Raw genomic sequence first — 18590 nt, forward strand, 5'->3', positions numbered from 1 at the left:
CGCTGCGACGCTGCGCTCCCCGCCGCAAGGAACCTTCATGATCTCAAGACGACATCTGTTTGCCGGCATGGCCGCCGTGAGCGCCACCGGCGTGGCACGAGCCGCCCTGGCCGCACTGCCCGAGCCGGTGATCCGCACGACCGCGGACACGGCCGCCCCGCTGCTGCCGCCGGACGGACGCCCTTACCAACCGGTGGTCACCCTCAACGGCTGGACCCTGCCTTGGCGCATGCGCGGCGGCGTCAAGGAATTCCATCTGGTGGCCGAGCCGGTCGAGCGCGAAATCGCCCCCGACTGCACCGCCCGCCTGTGGGGCTACAACGGCCAGTCCCCGGGCCCCACCATCGAAGTGGTGGAAGGCGACCGCGTCCGCATCTACGTCACCAACCGACTGCCGGAACACACCAGCGTCCACTGGCACGGCCAGCGGCTGCCCAATGGCATGGACGGCGTGTCCGGCCTGACGCAACCGGCCATCAAGCCGGGCGAGACCTTTGTGTACGAATTCGAAGCCCGCCGACCCGGCACCTTCATGTACCACCCGCATGCCGACGAAATGACGCAGATGGCCATGGGCATGATGGGTCTGTGGATCACCCATCCGAAAGGACGTCATCCTCACATCGCGCAGGTGCAGCGGGACTTCTGCTTCCTCCTGGCGAGCTACGACATCGAGCCCGGCAGCTACACGCCGCGCATCATGACGATGACCGACTTCAACCTCTGGACCTGGAACAGCCGGGCCTTCCCCGGGATCGACTCGCTCAACGTCCGGCAAGGCGACCGCGTGCGCATCCGCGTGGGCAACCTGACGATGACCAATCATCCGATCCACATCCATGGACACGAATTCCAGGTGACCGGCACCGATGGCGGACCGGTGCCGCCGTCGGCACGCTGGCCCGAGGTGACCACGGACGTGGCCGTGGGCCAGATGCGCCAGATCGAGTTCATCGCCGATGAACCGGGGGACTGGGCCATTCATTGCCACAAGAGCCACCACACGATGAATGCGATGGGACACAACGTCGACACGCTGATCGGGGTGGACCACCGCGGACTGGCCGCCCGCATCAACCGCATCATTCCCGACTACATGACGATGGGCGACAAGGGCATGGCCGACATGGGGTCCATGGCCATGCCGCTGCCGGAGAACACCGCGCCGATGATGACCGGCACCGGGCCGCACGGGCCGCTGGAAATGGGTGGCATGTTCAGCGTGCTGAAGGTGCGGCCGGACCAGAAGCCCGGGGACTACAGCGATCCGGGCTGGTTCCGGGCGCCGGCCGGGACGGTGGCGCGCCGGGTGTCGATCGCGGAAGCGGCCCAAGTGCCGCAGGCCGCCACAGCGGGCCCAGCCCACGCACCGGTTGGCTCACCCGGCAGCCCGCCATCCGGCAACGCACCGCTTCAAGTGCGCAAGCCGGGCGGACACGGCGGTCATGAGCATTGACCTCGGTGCTCAAGGCTTTCGTGCCTCCCATGTCCTGAACCTTCTCTCCACTGTCCTCTTCATCTTTCGCCCAATCTTTGTCTTGAAGAACGCCACCATGAACAAGCTCACCTACTCTCCCGCCAACGCCGCTAACGTCGCCAACGCCGCTCGACACACCACCTCCCGCGGCGCCGCCACCCTCCTGCTGTGGACCAGCCTCGGTCTGCTGGCCCCGATGCACGCAGCCCTGGCACAGACGACCCGCGCCGCGGGATCCGACGCCACCACCGCAGTGCCGCAGACCTGGGTGGCCGGCGAGGTGCGCCGCGTGGATGTCCCGCAGAGCCGGCTCACGATTCGTCACGGCGACATTCCCCATCTGGACATGGGCGCGATGACGATGGTGTTCCGCCTCAAGCCGGGCCTGCTCAGCGCAGACCAGCTCAAGGCGATGAAGCCCGGTGACCGGGTGGAATTCCAGGCGGAGGCGCCGCAGGGCCAACTGACCATCACGGCGCTGCGCCGTCCGATGGTGCAGCCGATGGACGGCCAGGCGTCGGACGCCAAGCCCGCCGAGACGAAGGCTTCCGAGGGCGCCGCGTCGGCCGCCGGAGAACATCACCACCATTGAGCCTGGCGATGGAGCGCCGCGATCGCGGACAATCGCTCCATGGCTATCCAATGGTTTCCCGGGCACATGCACAAGACCCGGGGCGCAATCCGTGAGCGCATGAAAAGCGGGATCGACGTGGTGATTGAGCTGCTGGACGCCCGCGTGCCGGCCAGCAGCGCCAATCCACTGCTGGCGCAGCTCACCGCGGGCCGCGCGGCCCTCAAGCTGCTGAACAAGCAGGACCTGGCCGACCCCGCCCGCACCGAAGCCTGGCTGGCGCACTACCGCGCCCAGCCGGACACCCGTGCCATTGCCATCCATCAGGGCATGCCCGGCCTGGCGCGGGCGCTGGCGCAGGAGTGCAGAGCGTCGGCGCCGAACCGGGGTGGCATGAACAAGCCGCTTCGGGTGCTGGTGTGCGGCATTCCCAACGTCGGCAAGTCCACGCTCATCAACACGCTGGTGGGCAAGCGCATGGCCAAGACCGGGGACGAGCCCGGCATCACCAAGACCGAGCAGAAGATCGTCCTGGAGAAGGACGTTTATCTGTTCGACACGCCCGGCATGCTCTGGCCGAAGATCGAAGTGCCGCAGGCCGGCATCAACCTGGCGGCCACTGGCGCGGTAGGGCGCAATGCCTTCGAGGAAGAAATCGTGGCGCTGGACCTGCTGGCCTACCTGCGTCGCCACTATCCGCAAGCGCTGCTGGCCCGTTATCAACTGACGGTGCGGGATGAACTGAGCGAGACCGAATTGCTCGAGGCCATCGGCAAGCGCCGTGGTGCGGTGCTGGGGGGCGGCCGGATCAACATGCAGAAGGCGGCCGAAGTGCTGCTGTATGACTTGCGCCAGGGACAGCTCGGTCGCATCACGCTGGAGACGCCGGAAGAATTCGCGGCGTGGACGGCGCAGGCGGAGGCCGCGCTGGAAGCCAAGCGTGCGGAAAAGGAAGCGCAGAAGGCGCTGGAGAAGCGCGGCACGCGGGATGCGGAGCGGGAGCGCGCAGCGCAGTGGGACGAAGAGGAAGAGGAAGAGGAAGAGGAAGAGGAAGACTCAGACGAAGCCGAAAGCGGCGAGCTGGATCCGCAGACGGATGAAGAAAACGGGGACGGGCAGCCTCGTTAAAACGAGTCTGCCACGGATCAAAAACGCCCGAAAACATCCCACTGACCCAAGGTCAGGGCGCCTCGCTCGTTGCGTGCAGCTTGCGCGCGATGATTCTTCTCAACGTTCCGAAGTCATGGGACGCTTCAGCCTCCTGCAAGCCCGCCGGCTCGGTAGCCGCTTGCTGCAACGGCACTGACCGGGCCGGCACGGCCGCCGGCCTCGGGCCCCCTACTGGAGGGCGTTCGGGGATCGCGGGTGCCTGCCTCTTCGGGGCGGAGAATGTGGACAGGAACGGCCTCATGGGCAAGGTCGTCGCGCCGTTTGCAGGCATCTGGCCCGGTGTCGTGGGTTCATCGCGCCGCTGGGCGGAGGACACTTGCCCCCGCTGGAGGATCACCACCTTGGCGGGCTCCTCCGCGATGAATGTGCCGGGAGACGGCGGCGCCACTTCCATTGCTTCGGAGATGGGAAGGGCCGCGGGAAGATCCGCAGGAAGAGCCGCGGGAAGGGACGCGGAAGCGGTCACGGGAACAGACATCGGCTTCGGGCCGGGCGTGGCCTTGCGCGAGAGCAGATGGGGCGCCGTGTCCACTCGATGGTGCGGCGACAGCCCCATGGCCGCTTTGGCCCCGCCACTCCAGGCGAAACTCCTGGCGGATCTGGTACTCGTGGTCGACGCGGTTTCCCAGTCACTGACGCTGCCTTCGGTGTCTGACTCAAAACCCGCGCTGCGCGTCTCGGTGGCATCGCTGCTGTCATCGACAGGAGCCGCCGAGCGGTGAGCCCCCCCACGCAAACTGTGTTGCTCGAACATACTCGTCAGGCTCATCACGGACCCCGACCGACCGCTGGACTTCGAGGCCTGCAGCCCAGGGGCTTTCTCCGTGGGGCTGAGCGGACCGAGTGGGCTGGAAGGGCTGAGCGGACTGGAGCGGCTGCTCGATGGGGACGTGAGAACACGCGGCGGCGGCGCCAAGGGCATGGTGAGGAAGCGGGGGCCAGTGGTCGTATCCAGGTTGGATTGCACCAGGGGCGGCCGACGAGCGGATGCGGATGCGGATGCCGTGTTCACCGTCGAAGCCCTGGGCGGCTGTGACGGACGGGCCGGCTGCTGGCGCGCAGCTTCAGCGGCTGCGTGCAGTGCAGTCTGGGTCAACTTCAGATGCGTCTCCGGCGACCTCGACTGGACCCGGGCGGCGCGGTAAGCATTTGCGCAGCGGTGCATCACCTCGTCGCTTCGCGCAGCGCCGTTCAGGATCGGGATCAGTGCGTCTGCCACCCACTTCTGCCGGTAAGGGGCCATGGTCCGGGCCAGCTTCAATAGCTCGGCAGCGTCCGGTTGGCTGGCCTTGTGCCGGATGGCCATGCGAGTGCCCACCACCATGCCCTCCCAGGCGTCCACCGCAGCGTCCAGCAGCGCCAGCCCGTCGGGCCGGTCGCGACGGATGTACTGCCACCCGTCCCCCTTGCCGGCAGTCCAGGCGTCGGAGAGGGCGTCGGCGCTGGCCCGCTCCGGCAGCAGAATTTCGGCCAGGTTGGGGAGCTCGTCACTGGCGCGTCGCAGCAGATCGCTTGCGTCGACATCCGCGGCGAACGCTCCCTTCCATGGCCGAAGGTCCAGCGTGCGCAGGTTGGCGGGGTGCTGATCGATCACCCAGGCCAGCGTCTTGGCGTCCCCCAGGCGCCAGGTGCGAAGTGGGAGCGCGGCCAGCGAATACTCCAGACGCTGCGTCCTGTCGATGCCGCCGCCCAGGCTCACATGGGCCAGGGTGCTGGCATCCATCAGCGCATGCAGCGTATTCACGTCGGGCAGGTCTGGTGTTTCCGTGTCGCTGCCGAAATGAATGTCGCTGATCAGGCCGCGGGATTGCAACAGAACCTGCCGCCCCACCTCACAACGCTTGGGCAGTTGGGCCACGCTGCCGCTCTGCATCCAGTTCGCCAGCTCACGCAGGACCCTGCGATCCTCGGCTTCAAGCGGCACCCAGTCCCCGCACTCCAGCTTGCTGCTGGTCACGATCGTCTCCTGCAGCAGTCCCGCCAGGGTCTCCAGGTCGGCATGCTGCACCCGCAGGTTCTGGCCCCCACCGAGCCTGGCGCCGCGAATGGCGTCGTTCAGGATTTGCAGCCACGGGTGCAGGCTCTCCCGACGGTCTGGCGGCAACATTGTGAGATCGGCCTGCGCCAGGGCGCGCTGGAGCAGCTCCAGTTCGTCGGCCACCAGGACGAAGTCTGCGCCCTCCTGGAACGTCCCTTGGAGTTGCTGGGACAGGCGCGCCACCTGCGCCAAGCGTTGAGGCAACTCTGCGCCGCGCTCTTCACGGGTGATGGCGTGGGCGCCCAGCGAGTCGATGTCTTCGCAGCGCGCGTCGTGGGACTGCGAGGCGCTGAAGTCGGCCGTGGCCGCTGTGACCGCGGAGGCAGGATCCGACCGCGGAACGAAAGGGGACGAGTACATGGTGAAGTCGCCTCTGAGGGAGGATGGGCACAGAGGACCGACCCCTCGACCCGTTCAGGTCGGCGCGCCGGTCACGAGCCCCTCAGTGGCGTCAGGCAGGCCCAGGTGTTCGACCTTTGGGCCCGCGTCCCTCCAGCGGCACATCGGCGACGCTTCAGGCGGTCACGTTCAGCAGTTGTCCCATGCCACCTCGCTCCACCTGGTTCCACAGGACCGGCCCGAGCGTGACGGTGACGCTGATGTCATGGCCGCTCACCGGCGTGTAGGTGGCGCGGCTGTAGGCGGGCGTGTGGACGGCGGACACCGGCTCGGCCGGCGCGGCAATGGGATGGTCGCCGCTGGTCACCTCGGCCCATTGGCGGGCGGTGTAGTCCTGCTGCGGCGTGCTGCCGGTGTAGGGGCTCAGTCGAAGCACCACCGAGGGGGTGGGGCCGTCCAGCATGGCTTGCTGTTGCTGCGCCTGGTACTGCCGCAGCGGGCTCACATCAAACGGTGACGTCCGCAAGGGCGTGGCGATGATCTCCGTCAGCGTCAATCCAATCCCCGGCGGCGCCCATGCGCCAGCCGTCTCCCTCTCAAGAATCCCGGCCGAATGCCGAAAACGCGATTGTCCGGGGCCGGGTCTTGCCCCCTGGGCAACACGCGCCCAAGTCGGGCGGTTTTCGCCCGGCGCCCGGTCAGATGTCGCAGCGACCGGCGGCAGGGTGTAACGTGGGCCGTTACCTTGGCGCGGCGGATGCGACTCTTGAAATCACCGCCCGTGCCTTGCATGTCTGGAGCAGGCGCCCTGGCCAGTTCCCTTCATGTCGAAGGGACGCCGCCGCGCTGGTCGAGGGCCGAATCATGAGGCGCATGTCATGGGGCTGATGCTGCTGGTGCTGGGAGCGCTGCTGCTGTGCGGCTGGTGGGCCAGCCAGCCCTGGCGGGTGATCTGGCGCCGTTCGCGGATCCGGGCCCGTGCGTTCCCGGCGCCCTGGCGCGCCATCCTGCGCCGCAATGTGCCGCAGGTGGCCCGGCTGCCGACCGACATGCAATTGCGGCTGAAACGGCAGATGCAGGTGTTCCTGGCCGAAAAGCAGTTCATTGGCTGCGCCGGCCAGGCCATCACCGACGAAGTACGCGTGACGATTGCGGCGCTGGCGTGTTTGCCGCTGCTGGGTCGCTCGCGGGGGTACTACCCGAAGCTGCACAGCGTGCTGGTGTATCCGGGTGCGTTCATCGTGGACCGGGTGCGGCAGCAGGGGCCGCTGCAGATGCAGCAGCGGCAGGTGCTCAGTGGCGAGAGCTGGGGCGAGGGGCAGGTGGTGCTGTCCTGGGACCATGTCCAGCGGGAAGCAGCGTCCCCGGAGGCGGGACACAACGTGGTGGTGCATGAGTTCGCCCACCAGCTCGATCAGGACAAGGGATTTGCCAACGGCGCGCCGTGGCTGGGCGACCCGGGACGCCAGGCCCGCTGGGCGCAGGTGATGCAGCAGAGCTTTGCCGTGCTGCGGGCGCGTCTGGAAGCGGGAGAACCGGACCCGCTGGGCGACTATGCCTCCACCGAACCTGCCGAATTCTTCGCCGTGGCGAGCGAGCGCTTTTTCTGCCAACCCGGCGCCCTGGCCCAGGCTCACCCGGCGGTCTACGCCGAGCTGAGCCGCTTCTACCAGCTCGATCCTCTTCTCTGGACCTGAGCGCTGCCTTAGAAGCCCATTTCGGCCAGCAGCGCGTCGACGTCGTCCTGCTGCAAGGCCTTGTCCGGGGTCTGCACGCCGGCCAGTTGCTCTTCCACGGTCGGCTCGGCCGCCTCAAACTGCGCCAGCAGCTCCTGCAGCGGCGCTTCCGCCGGCCGCAGCATGCCCAGCACCTTGTTGATCACCTGGCCGGACAAGTCCTGGAAGTCCTGCGCCATCATGATTTCGGTCTGCAGGCCCTTGACCCGTTCGGCAAACCCGGCCGCGCTGGCGGCGTAGGCCGCGCACAGCCGCATCATGGCGCGCGCCCGCTCCACGCTCAGGTCCGGCGCCACTGCGAGCCGCTGCAGCGACTCCGACAGCTCGCTGCCCTGTCGTCGCACCGCGTCCGCATCGTCCTGCGCGGAATCCACCAGCGTCAGCACCTTGCTGGCGGCCTGGTCGGTCATGCGCTTGACGTAGTCCAGACGCTCGCAGGCATCCGGCAGTTCCTGCGACAGCTTGTGCAGGGCCTGGTGAGCGCCCGCGACTGAAGGGGAAGATTCGGCTTGGGACATGGTGACGCACCAAAGAAATGCGGTTCTGGAGCGGCAAAATCTTAATTCTGCAAGCGGTGTAACCAACGGCAAGCGAGGGGGCGCTCCGTGCATTTTTGGGGATCGACCCCGCATTTAAGTGATTGCCAAGGCCGGTCGCCTAGTAGGCTTGGACAGTTCGTTCGACACCTACCGCGATGCGGATGTCGATCCCGCCCCACCGGCGCGTTCCGACCTCCCGACCGATAGATGAACATGGCTTACAACCGCGCTTCCACCCGCTCTTCTCCCGGTTATTCCCGCTCGCCCACCCGCTCCACGCCCGCCGCCGGAACGGTGGAAGCGGTGAGCTTTGCTTCGGGCCAGCGTTTCTCGCCGACCACGGTCAAGCCGCCGTCGGCGATGCGCGATGTGATGGACATCGTGGGCGGGGTGGTGCTGCTGATGGGCCTGCTGATCGGTCTGGCGAGCCTGGCGCTCTTCACCCGCGACAGCATGGCGGTGGGCAAGGCCCTGTCGGAACAGTCCAGCGCCCAGAGCAGCATGATCTGCAAGGACGGACGCATGGCGCATGGCGATGGCTCGCTGCCCGACATCGTCTTCGAGGATGGCGTCTTCATTTGCACCGACTGGCGCACCCAGCAGGCGCTGGAGCTGGAAGCCGCGCAGAAGTACAACCGGCGTTATTGAGGCCTCGGGGCGCCGATCAGGGCACCGATCAAGGCGCCGATCAAGGCGCCGATCAGGACCACAGGTCCAGCGGCGGCTCGTGCGTCAATGCTCGCAGCAGATCGCTGCGGGAGACAAACGCCAGCGCATGGCCGGTCTCGTCCACCACCGGCAGGCCGGGCAGTCCCAGGTCCATCATCAGTTGCGCCGCTTCCCGCACCGGAGTGTCTTCCTGGGCGGCCGGAACCGGCGTCCACATCACCTCATCCACCGGCTGGTCCAGCCGCAAGGCCACTTCGCCGATCTGGCTCAGGTCGTCCGACAGCCCCCGCAGCAGGTCGGCCCGGGTGATCAGGCCCATCACCGCCCCTTGCGGCCCCAGCACCGGCGCCTGCCCCACGCCCGCGCGGGCCAGCACGCCCCAGGCGCGCCGCAGCGTCACTCCGGACCCCACACTCACCAGCCGGCGGCTCATCAACTGCCGCACCAGGGACAGCGGCTGGCGGGCACTGGCCGGCGCGCCGTAGGCAGCCAGCGCTTCGTGCGCGGCGTAGGTCTGCTGCGGCCGTGGCGGACCGGTGAAGGCCCCGGCACCACCGCCCTGCCCCTGGCCCAGCCGCACCGCCACGGAGGACGGCTCATCCGACTCCTGCTGCGCTACCGGCGCGACGGCCCGCGTGCGGGCCACCGCCTGCACCGGCGCAAGATCCCGCACCTGCTCCAGGGGGCCGGTGTAGATCTTTCCGGAAGTGCCGTAGACGGTGAACATGCGGCGAGCATGACACAGCCTGTGGCCTCGGCCAATGCGGAGTTACGGCCCTGGCCAATGCGGAGTGACGGCCCCGGCCCATGCGGCATCACGGCACCGGCAGCGCGGTTTCGTACTTCACCTCGCGCAACACCACATTGCTGCGCACGCTGTGCACGCCGGCCACCTTGAAGATCTTGGTCTGGAGGAACTGGTCGTAGGCCTTCATGTCGGGCGCCACCACCTTGATCACGTAGTCGGCTTCGCCGGTGATGGCCTGGCACTCCACGATTTCCGGGCTGGCCGCCACCATCGCCTCGAAGGCCTCCACCGCCCCTTCGCTGTGTCGCACCAGGCTCACATTGGCCAGCACGCAGATGGACAGCCCCAGCTGTTCCCGGTCCACCAGCACCACCTGCCGGCGGATCACGCCCCGCTCTTCCAGCTCACGCACCCGGCGCCAGACCGGCGTGGCGGACAGGCCCACCCGGTCCGCCAGCTGCTGGGTGCTCAGGCTGGCATCCTGCTGCAGGGCCTCCAGAATGAGGCGGGTGGCCCGATCGAAGGTCGAATCAGAAGATTCCTTTGCCATTCACGCCACTCTTGAGTTTTTTGTGCTCAAGATCGTAGGCTCCCTGAGTGATCCAGGCAAGTTTGACGCCAACCCGTCATCAAGAATGCCCTTCTCCCCATCAGAGGGCCCCACGGCTCGGAGACAGGCCATGACCACTTCAAAAGACGTCGCCCCGGCGCTGCGGCCCTACAAACTCTCGGACAACCTCGCCGCCACCAGCGGACAGGTGTTCCTGACCGGCACCCAGGCCCTGGTGCGGCTCTTGATCATGCAAAAGCGCATGGACGAGCGGCAGGGTCTGAAGACCGCCGGATTTGTCTCCGGCTACCGCGGCAGCCCGCTGGGCATGGTCGACCAGCAACTCTGGAAGGCCAAGAAATTCCTCGATGAGGCCCGGGTCAACTTCCTGCCCGCGATCAACGAAGACCTGGCCGCCACCGCCTGCCTGGGCGTGCAGCGCGTGGCCCTGGACCCCAAGCGCACCGTCGATGGCGTGTTTGCCATGTGGTACGGCAAAGGCCCGGGCGTGGACCGCTCTGGCGACGCCCTCAAGCACGGCAACGTCTACGGCACCTCGACGCAAGGCGGCGTGCTGGTGGTGTGCGGGGACGACCACGGCTGCGTGTCGTCCAGCACGCCGCATCAGAGCGACCTGGCGCTGCAGGCCTGGTCGATGCCGCTGGTGCATCCGGCCAATGTGGCGGAATACCTGGAGTTCGGCCTCTATGGCTGGGCGCTGTCGCGTTTCTCCGGCGCCTGGGTCGGCTTCAAGGCGATCTCCGAGGTGGTCGAGTCCGGCATGACGGTGGACCTCGATGCCGTGCCGCTGGACTTCCAGCAACCGGTCCCGCATACGCCGCCGACCTCCCTGCACATCCGTCCGGTGGACCTGCCGTCGCTGGAGCTGGAATCCCGCCTGGCCCACAAGCTCGACGCCGTACTGGCCTTTGCCCGCGTCAATTCGATCGACAAGCATGTGGTGGTGAGCCCGCGTGCCACGCTGGGCATCGTCACCGTCGGCAAGGCGCATTACGACTTCATGGAAGTGCTGCGCCGCCTGGACCTGGACCCCAATGCCCTGGCCGCGGCCGGCGTGCGCGTCTACAAGGTGGGTCTGGTCTTCCCGCTGGAGCCGACCCGGCTGCGCGCGTTCGCCCAGGGCCTGACCGACATGCTGGTCATCGAGGAAAAGGCCCCGGTGGTCGAGCGGCAGATCAAGGAACTGCTGTTCCATCTGCCGGACAGCCAGCGCCCGCGCGTGGTGGGCAAAACCGATGAAGAGGGCCGCCCGGTGCTGAGCGCGCTGGGAGAGCTGCGCCCGTCCCGCATCATGCCCACGGTGGCTGACTGGCTGGCCCGGCTGAATCCGGCGCTGGACCGGCGTCACCTGGTGGTGGACTTCCTCACCCCCTGCCTGCTGTCCAACAGCGCCGATGGGGTGCGTCGCCAGCCCTACTTCTGCTCGGGCTGCCCGCACAACACCTCCACCAAGTTGCCGGAGGGCTCACGCGCCCTGGCCGGCATCGGCTGCCACTTCATGGCCAGCTGGATGGAACGCGGCACCTCGGGCCTGATCCAGATGGGCGCCGAAGGCGTGGACTGGGCCGCCCACTCCCGCTTCACCACCGAACGCCACGTCTTCCAGAACCTGGGCGACGGCACCTACTACCACTCCGGTTATCTGGCCATCCGCCAGGCCATCGCGGCGCGGGCCAACATCACCTACAAGATCCTCTACAACGATGCGGTCGCCATGACCGGCGGCCAGCCGGTGGACGGCCAGACCAGCGTGCCGCAGATTGCACGGCAGGTGGAGGCCGAGGGCGTCAAGCGCCTGGTGGTGGTGTCCGACGACATCGGCAAGTACCAGGGCCATGAAGGCCTGTTCCCGGCCGGCACCACCTTCCATGACCGCTCGCAGCTCGACCAGGTGCAGCGCGAGTTGCGTGAGATCGAGGGCGTCACCGTCCTGATCTACGACCAGACCTGCGCAGCCGAGAAGCGCCGCCGCCGCAAGAAGGGTGAGTTCCCCGACCCGCCGCGCCGCATCTTCATCAACGAAGCCGTCTGCGAAGGGTGCGGCGATTGCGGCCAGGCCAGCAACTGCCTGTCGGTGGTGCCGGTGGAGACCGACTGGGGCCGCAAGCGCGCCATCGAGCAGACCAGCTGCAACAAGGACTTCAGCTGCGTCAATGGCTTTTGCCCGAGCTTCGTCTCGGTGCACGGCGCCAAGCTGAAGAAGCGGGCCGGCGCTGGCTTTGGCGCGGAGGATCTCGCCCGCGAAATCGCCGCGCTGCCCGCGCCCGCCCCCTGGCCCTGGACCGGCCCATTCGACATGCTGGTCACCGGCGTGGGAGGCACCGGCGTGGTGACCGTTGGCGCGCTGGTGACGATGGCGGCGCATCTGGAAGGCAAGCAGGGGTCGGTGCTGGACTTCATGGGCTTTGCGCAGAAGGGCGGCGCCGTGCTGTCCTTCGTGCGCGTGGCCCCCACCCAGGACCTGCTCAATCAGGTCCGCATCGACACCCAGCAGGCCGACGTGCTGCTGGCCTGCGACATGGTGGTTGGCGCCAGTGCCGATGCGCTGGCCACGGTCAAGCCGGGCCGCACCGTCATCCTGGCCAACACGCATGAATTGCCGACGGCCGCGTTTGTCCGCCAGCCCGATGCCTCGCTGCAGCCGGACGCGCTGCTGGCCAAGATGCAGCATGCGGTGGGCGGGCAGACCGAGCTCATCAGCAGCATCGATGCGCAGGACATTGCCCAGCGCCTGATGGGCGACACCATGCCCAGCAACATCATCATGCTGGGCGCCTGCTGGCAGCGCGGCCTGGTGCCGCTGAGCCTGGAAGCACTGATGCGCGCCATCGAGCTCAACGGCGTGGCGGTGGAGAACAACAAGACTGCCTTTGCACTGGGCCGCCTGGCCATCGGTGCGCCGCAGGCGCTGGAGCGGCTGGCCGGCAGCACCGCTACCCCGGTGCAGTGGTTCAACTTCGACCAGCTCGACGGCGAAGGCGGTTTGATCGCTCGCCGCAAGGCCTTCCTGACCGACTATCAGGACGCGGCTTACGCGCAGCGCTACGACGCGCTGGTGCAGCGTGTGCGTGCGGCAGAAACCGCCCTCGGCGACGCGGGCAAGGGCCTGCGCCTGACCCGCGCCGTCGCCCGCTATTACGCCAAGCTGCTGGCCATCAAGGACGAATACGAAGTTGCTCGCCTCTACACCGACGGCCGCTTCGAGCAGGCCCTGCGCAACCAGTTCGAGGACTGGGACCAGCTGAGCTTCCACCTGGCCCCGCCGCTGCTGGCCCGCCCGGGTCCGGATGGCCGTGTGAAGAAGGTGACCCTGGGCGGTTGGACCTTCCAGGCGATGAAGGTGCTGGCCCGCTTCAAGGGTCTGCGGGGAACGGCCCTGGATGTGTTTGGCAAGACCGGCGAGCGCCGCATGGAGCGCCAGCTGGTGCGGGACTACGAAGCGCTGGTGGACGACCTGCTCGCCCACCTGAGCGCGGACCGGCTGGACGTCGCGGTGCGCCTGGCGCGACTGCCCGAAGGCATCCGCGGCTACGGCCATGTGAAGCTGGCCAACGTGGCCACGGTGCGGGCGCAATGGAAGGATCTGCTGGACCGTTTCCATGGCCGCGTGGTGGAAGCGCCGGTCGTGGTCATGGCCGCGCCGACGGCTCGCGTGAAGGGGGTGGCGGAGCTCTGAGTCCGCAGGCTGCCGCACGAAGTCACGCGGCAACGACCTGTTGCGAGGTGAATTAACGCAAAGGCCGTGGACAGGCGGCGGGTGGGCGCGGCATGCTGTCGCCATGATGTCAAACCTGACACTCTCCCGCCGCCGCTCCCTGCGGTGGCTCACCGGGCTGACGGGTGCGGCGGCACTGCCGACGGGCACCGGGCTTGGTGCCGGTCTTGGATTGGGCGTCGGTCTGGGAGGCAGCCTGCTGGTCTCCGGCTGCGCCACCGGCCCCGCCTCGCAACCGCTGGACGCGCAGCAGCGCCAGCGCGCTGCCGATCGCATCGGCTGGGGCGCCACCCAGGCCCAGCTCGCCCGCATCGAGCAGACGGGCTGGCCGCGGTATGTGGAGCAGCAGCTCAAGGCCGACCCTGCAGCGCCCTTGCCCGCCCCCTATCAGGCCGGCATCGATGCGCTGCAGATCAGCCGCACCGATCCGCTGCAGCGGGTCCGCGACGCCGAAGCGCTGCGACGCAGCAGCGAGAAATCCGCCGATGAAGCCGAGCGGGTGTCACTGCGCCAGTCCTATCAGGCCCTCCGGCAGCAGACGGTGCGCGAAGCGGGTGAACGTCAGTTGATCCGCCAGCTCTACACCGAGCAGCAACTGCTGGAACAGATGGCCTGGTTCTGGTTCAACCACTTCAACGTGCATCAGGGCAAGCGCGAAGTCGCGCTGCTGCTGCCCGACTATGAGGACCGGGCGCTGCGTCCACAGACGCTGGGGTCCTTCCGCCGCATGCTGGGCGCGGTCGCACGCCACCCGGCCATGCTGCGCTACCTGGACAACGACCAGAACGCCGCCCGCGCCATCAACGAAAACTACGCCCGTGAGCTGATGGAGCTGCACACCCTGGGCGTGAACGGCGGCTATTCGCAGCGGGACGTGCAGGAGCTGGCGCGGGTGCTCACCGGCTTCGGGGTGCGGCTGGAGGAAGACGCCCCGCGGATGAATCCGAAGCTCGCGCCGCTGTACAAGCGGGACGGCTTCTACGAGTTCCATCCGGGCCGCCACGACTTCGGTGACAAGGTCGTGCTGGGCCGCACCATCAAGGGCCGCGGCGCCGAGGAACTGGACGAGGTGCTGGACCTGCTGGTGGCCCATCCCTCCACGGCGCAGCACATCAGCCGCAAGCTGGCGGTGTTCTTCCTCAGCGACCAGCCGCCGCCGGGGCTGGTGGAAGACATGGCCCGCGCCTTCCAGCGCACCCGCGGCGACATTCCCGCCACCTTGCGGCCGCTGCTGCTGTCCCCCGCCTTCACCGCTGCCGGCACGCCGCCGAAGTTCAAGGACCCGCAGCACTACCTGCTCTCCAGCCTGCGCGCCGGCTTCGAGTCGCGGCAGGTGGTCAACAGCCAGCCGCTGCAGAACTGGCTCAAGCGGCTGGGCCAGGGGCTCTACGACAAGCAGACGCCGGACGGTTACCCGCTGACCGATGACGCCTGGAACAGCCCAGGCCAGATGACCACACGCTTCGAGCTGGCACGCCAGATCGGCGGCGGCGCTGCGCCGCTGTTCCGGCCGGACGGCAGCAACACACCGGTGCCCATGCCCGACCTGTCCGCGCTGCGGAGCCGGACACAAAACCTGCTGGCCCCCAACACCCGGGAGGCGCTGGCCCAGGCTGGCTCGCCGCAGCAGTGGCTGAGCCTGTTCCTGTCCAGCCCCGACTTCATGTACCGATGATCCGCAGGAGCTGTTCATGAGCGTCATGCATCGCCGTCAACTGCTGCAGACCGTTGCGGCTGGCGCCCTCGGGCTGTCCGGTGGACGGCTCTTCGCCGCCGGGCAGGACCGGCCCCGCTTCCTGCTGGTGTTCCTGCGCGGCGGCTACGACGCCACCCACCTGCTGGTGCCGGTCTCCAGCAGCTTCTACTACGAGCAGCGCCCGCGCATCGCCATTGCGCGGCCAGGCCCGGGCCCGGACACCGCGCTGCCGGTGAATGCCGACTGGGGCCTGCATCCGGCCTTGCGCAACAGCATTTATCCGCTGATGCAGGCCGGCCAGGCCCGCTTCATTCCCTTCGCCGGGACCGACGACCTCACCCGCAGCCATTTCGAGACGCAGGACAGCATCGAGATGGGCCAGCCCCTGACCGGCTCGCGCGACTACAACTCCGGCTTCCTCAACCGCCTGGCCGCTGAACTCGATGCCCAGCAGGCGCTGTCCTTCACCGACCAATTGCCCATCGCCTTCCGCGGACCGGCCCGCATTGCCAATGCCGCCCTGCGCAACACCGCCAAGCCGGCGGTGGACCCGCGCAGCCGCGACCTGATCAGCCGCATGTACCAGGGCCAGGCGTTATCGGGCAATGTGGAAGAGGGCCTGACGCTGCGCGAGGAACTGGCGCGCGACCTCAGCCCCGAGCGGCTGAAGCAGGAGATGGACGCGGCCGGGCGCAATGCCATTCCGGCCAAGGGGTTCGAGCTGGAAGCACGGCGAATTGCCACGCTGATGCGGGGGCGCTTCAGCCTCGGGTTCATCGATGTGGGCGGCTGGGACACCCACGTGAACCAGGGCGGCGCCACCGGCGCACTGGCCACCCGCTTCGAGGAACTCGGACGCGGGCTGGCGGCGATCGCCGATGAACTGGGCCCGACCCTGTGGCGTCAGACCACCGTGATGGTGATCAGCGAATTCGGCCGCACCTTCCGCGAAAACGGCAACCGCGGCACCGACCATGGCCACGGCAGTGTCTACTGGCTGCTGGGCGGTGGGCTGGCCCAGGGCGGCCCGATGGCGGGGGAGCAGATCGCCCTGACCGCCACCACGCTGTTCCAGAACCGGGACTATCCGGTGCTCAACGACTACCGCGCCGTGCTGGGCGGGCTGTGGCAGCGCCAGTTCGGCTTGTCCAACGCGGCCCTCGCCCGCGTCTTCCCCGGCGCGGCCCCGCGGGATCTGGCATTGATCTGAACGGACAGCGCACGGCTCCCGCGCCCAGGGTATGCCCCCGTGTGCAGGCGCGCCGCCTGCCCAGCAAGGGGGCAGCCCCACCCGGCGGTGCTTCCCGCTGCCAGCGTCCCGCCAGCTTCCTGTCCGTTTTTGCCACCGGTGGTCCGGGGCTGCAGTCGCAGGAGTCGCCATGTCGTCGATGCCCGTCCCCGCCACGCCACTCTTCCGTTCGGGAGGGTTCCCGACCCGTCCTCGGGCGGATGACCCGCACGGCAATACCGCCGACCATCCCGGTGTGGAGTGCCTGCGCTGGCTGGGACTGAAGATCGCCTGCGGCCTGACCCCGGACGATCCGGTCCTGCTGCGGCAGCATCAGCTGGCCACCGAGCAGTTGATCGGCTGCGGCGTGCTGGCCGCAGTCCCGGCGCAGGAACAGGCCTTGTGCCTGCTGTGGAGCGCCGCCCACAACCCGCTCCTCCCCTGGCACTGGCGCATGGCCTGCCTCGACCAGCTCCAGCGGCCCCTGGCCGCGCTGGCGACGCTGGCCCGCACCGATGACGCACTGGCAGCCCGTGTGCAGCGCTTCCAGTGGTGCCTCAGTCAAAGTCCCTTGAAGGAACCCTGATGAAGTCCGCCACCCGCATCGAACGTGACAGCATGGGCGAGATCGACGTGCCCGTGGACGCCCTGTATGGCGCCCAGACACAGCGAGCGGTCAACAATTTCGCCATCAGCCGCCAGCCGATGCCCGAGCGCTTCGTGCGCGCCCTGCTGCAGCAAAAGGCCGCCGCGGCCCGGGCCAACCTGAGCCTGGGGCAGTTGCCCGAAGACATCGCGCATGCCATCGACCGGGCGAGCGCGCAGTTGCTGCAGGCGCCCGACCTGATGAGCCACTTCCCGGTGGAAGTGTTCCAGACCGGCTCGGGCACCAGCAGCAACATGAATGCCAACGAGGTGCTGGCCACCCTGGCGACCCGCCTGCTGGGCAACAACACGACCGTCAGCCCCAATGACCATGTGAATGCGGGCCAGAGCAGCAACGACAGCATCCCTACGGTGCTGCACATCAGCGCGGCGCAGACCCTGCAAGGCGAGCTGCTGCCCGCGCTGGACCATCTGGTGCAAGTGCTCAAGGACAAGATCGCCAGCGACGGCCACCATGTGAAGACCGGCCGCACCCACCTGATGGATGCGATGCCGCTGCGCCTGGGCCAGGAGCTGGGCGGCTGGATGGCGCAGGTCGACGCGCGCCGCACCCAGTTGCGCGCCCTGCTGCCCACGGTCTGTGAGCTGGCCCAGGGCGGCACCGCGGTGGGCACCGGCATCAATGCCCATCCCGAATTCGCGCAGCGCTTCTGCGAGGAACTGTCCGGACTGACCGGCCTGACCTTCCGCCCAGCGCCGGACTTCTTCGCCGCACTGTCGGCGCAGGACACGGCCGTGGCGCTGTCGGGTGCGCTCAAGGGCGTGGCGGTGACGCTGATGAAGATCGCCAACGACCTGCGCTGGATGAATTCGGGTCCGCTGGCGGGCCTCGCGGAAATCGAGCTGCATGCGCTGCAACCCGGCTCCAGCATCATGCCGGGCAAGGTCAACCCGGTGATCCCGGAGGCCGTGACCATGGTGTGCGCCCAGGTCATGGGCCACGACGCGGCCATCACCGTGGCGGGGCAGTCGGGCAACTTCCAGCTGAATGTGATGCTGCCGCTGATTGCCCACAACCTGCTGGACAGCCTGGCCTTGCTGGCCACTGCGTCGCGGGCGCTGGCGGATCAGGCCATCCAGGATTTCCGGGTGAACACCAGCCGCCTGCAGGAGGCACTGTCGCGCAACCCGATCCTGGTGACGGCGCTGAACCGGGAGATCGGTTACCTGAAGGCGGCGGCCATTGCCAAGCGCGCCTATGCCGAGAACCGTCCGATCCTGGACGTGGCAGCGGAGATGACCGAGATCGACCGCAGCACACTTCAGCAGATGCTGGATCCTTCCAAGCTCACCGATGGCGGACTCTGACCGCATTGCACCGTCCGCGACCGGCCTGACCTGGCGCGGCCTGGACAGGCCTGAAGCGTTCAGGCCGACAAGTGCGCCAGGTCCACGATGTGGCCCGTTGCCATCGAGCATCGCGCCTG

15 protein-coding genes are annotated in these 18590 nt (G+C 68.1%); 10 read left to right on the plus strand and 5 right to left on the minus strand.

Annotation, left to right across the window (positions count from 1 at the left end):
* Positions 1–37 precede the first annotated feature (37 nt).
* The 3 genes from DES44_RS15175 to ylqF all read left to right on the plus strand — a co-directional run bounded on the left by DES44_RS15175 (position 38) and on the right by ylqF (position 3176).
* Positions 38–1456 (plus strand): multicopper oxidase family protein, encoded by a 1419-nt coding sequence (locus DES44_RS15175; RefSeq protein WP_058933880.1) that lies wholly within the window; start codon positions 38–40, stop codon positions 1454–1456.
* A 97-nt stretch (positions 1457–1553) separates the two neighbouring features.
* Positions 1554–2069, plus strand: coding sequence for a copper-binding protein (locus tag DES44_RS15180; RefSeq protein WP_232309924.1), 516 nt, complete (start codon positions 1554–1556; stop codon positions 2067–2069).
* Between the two features lie 39 nt (positions 2070–2108).
* Positions 2109–3176: a ribosome biogenesis GTPase YlqF gene (ylqF, locus tag DES44_RS15185; protein ID WP_083525334.1), complete on the plus strand. Its 1068-nt coding sequence runs from the start codon at positions 2109–2111 to the stop codon at positions 3174–3176.
* A 52-nt stretch (positions 3177–3228) separates the two neighbouring features.
* Here ylqF and DES44_RS15190 read toward each other — a convergent pair whose 3' ends face one another.
* Positions 3229–5616: a YggN family protein gene (locus DES44_RS15190; RefSeq protein WP_058933879.1), complete on the minus strand. Its 2388-nt coding sequence runs from the start codon at positions 5614–5616 to the stop codon at positions 3229–3231.
* Between the two features lie 154 nt (positions 5617–5770).
* Positions 5771–6151, minus strand: a complete 381-nt coding sequence (locus tag DES44_RS15195) for a hypothetical protein (RefSeq protein WP_058933878.1) — start codon at positions 6149–6151, stop codon at positions 5771–5773.
* A 322-nt stretch (positions 6152–6473) separates the two neighbouring features.
* Here DES44_RS15195 and DES44_RS15200 point away from each other — a divergent pair, with 322 nt between their 5' ends.
* A complete protein-coding gene (locus tag DES44_RS15200) occupies positions 6474–7292 on the plus strand; it encodes a M90 family metallopeptidase (protein WP_058933877.1) in 819 nt (272 codons plus the stop codon).
* A gap of 8 nt (positions 7293–7300) precedes the next feature.
* On the opposite strand, the gene DES44_RS15205 is transcribed toward DES44_RS15200, so the two are convergent.
* Positions 7301–7849, minus strand: a complete 549-nt coding sequence (locus DES44_RS15205; protein ID WP_058933876.1) for a protein phosphatase CheZ — start codon at positions 7847–7849, stop codon at positions 7301–7303.
* Positions 7850–8083: 234 nt separating this feature from the next.
* Between DES44_RS15205 and DES44_RS15210 the strand changes: the two genes are divergently transcribed.
* The gene (locus DES44_RS15210; RefSeq protein ID WP_058933875.1) at positions 8084–8518 is read left to right on the plus strand and encodes a hypothetical protein; all 435 of its coding nucleotides are present in this window, start codon (positions 8084–8086) and stop codon (positions 8516–8518) included.
* 52 nt (positions 8519–8570) lie between these two features.
* On the opposite strand, the gene DES44_RS15215 is transcribed toward DES44_RS15210, so the two are convergent.
* Entirely contained in the window at positions 8571–9266 is a 696-nt protein-coding gene (locus DES44_RS15215) for a CBS domain-containing protein (RefSeq protein WP_058933874.1), read from the minus strand.
* An 88-nt stretch (positions 9267–9354) separates the two neighbouring features.
* On the minus strand, positions 9355–9837 hold the full coding sequence (locus tag DES44_RS15220; protein ID WP_058933873.1) for an Lrp/AsnC family transcriptional regulator: 483 nt from the start codon (positions 9835–9837) through the stop codon (positions 9355–9357).
* A gap of 130 nt (positions 9838–9967) precedes the next feature.
* Here DES44_RS15220 and DES44_RS15225 point away from each other — a divergent pair, with 130 nt between their 5' ends.
* The 5 genes from DES44_RS15225 to DES44_RS15245 all read left to right on the plus strand — a co-directional run bounded on the left by DES44_RS15225 (position 9968) and on the right by DES44_RS15245 (position 18471).
* Positions 9968–13534, plus strand: a complete 3567-nt coding sequence (locus tag DES44_RS15225) for an indolepyruvate ferredoxin oxidoreductase family protein (protein WP_058933872.1) — start codon at positions 9968–9970, stop codon at positions 13532–13534.
* Positions 13535–13637: 103 nt separating this feature from the next.
* The gene (locus DES44_RS15230) at positions 13638–15248 is read left to right on the plus strand and encodes a DUF1800 domain-containing protein (protein WP_058933871.1); all 1611 of its coding nucleotides are present in this window, start codon (positions 13638–13640) and stop codon (positions 15246–15248) included.
* A gap of 25 nt (positions 15249–15273) precedes the next feature.
* The gene (locus tag DES44_RS15235) at positions 15274–16479 is read left to right on the plus strand and encodes a DUF1501 domain-containing protein (protein ID WP_058937195.1); all 1206 of its coding nucleotides are present in this window, start codon (positions 15274–15276) and stop codon (positions 16477–16479) included.
* A gap of 169 nt (positions 16480–16648) precedes the next feature.
* Positions 16649–17083, plus strand: a complete 435-nt coding sequence (locus DES44_RS15240; RefSeq protein ID WP_147307103.1) for a hypothetical protein — start codon at positions 16649–16651, stop codon at positions 17081–17083.
* Positions 17083–18471, plus strand: coding sequence for a class II fumarate hydratase (locus DES44_RS15245; protein ID WP_058933869.1), 1389 nt, complete (start codon positions 17083–17085; stop codon positions 18469–18471). The genes DES44_RS15240 and DES44_RS15245 overlap by 1 nt, the downstream gene beginning before the upstream one ends.
* The last annotated feature ends 119 nt before the right edge of the window (positions 18472–18590 follow it).

Source organism: Roseateles depolymerans, assembly GCF_003387155.1.
Lineage (GTDB): Bacteria > Pseudomonadota > Gammaproteobacteria > Burkholderiales > Burkholderiaceae_C > Roseateles > Roseateles depolymerans.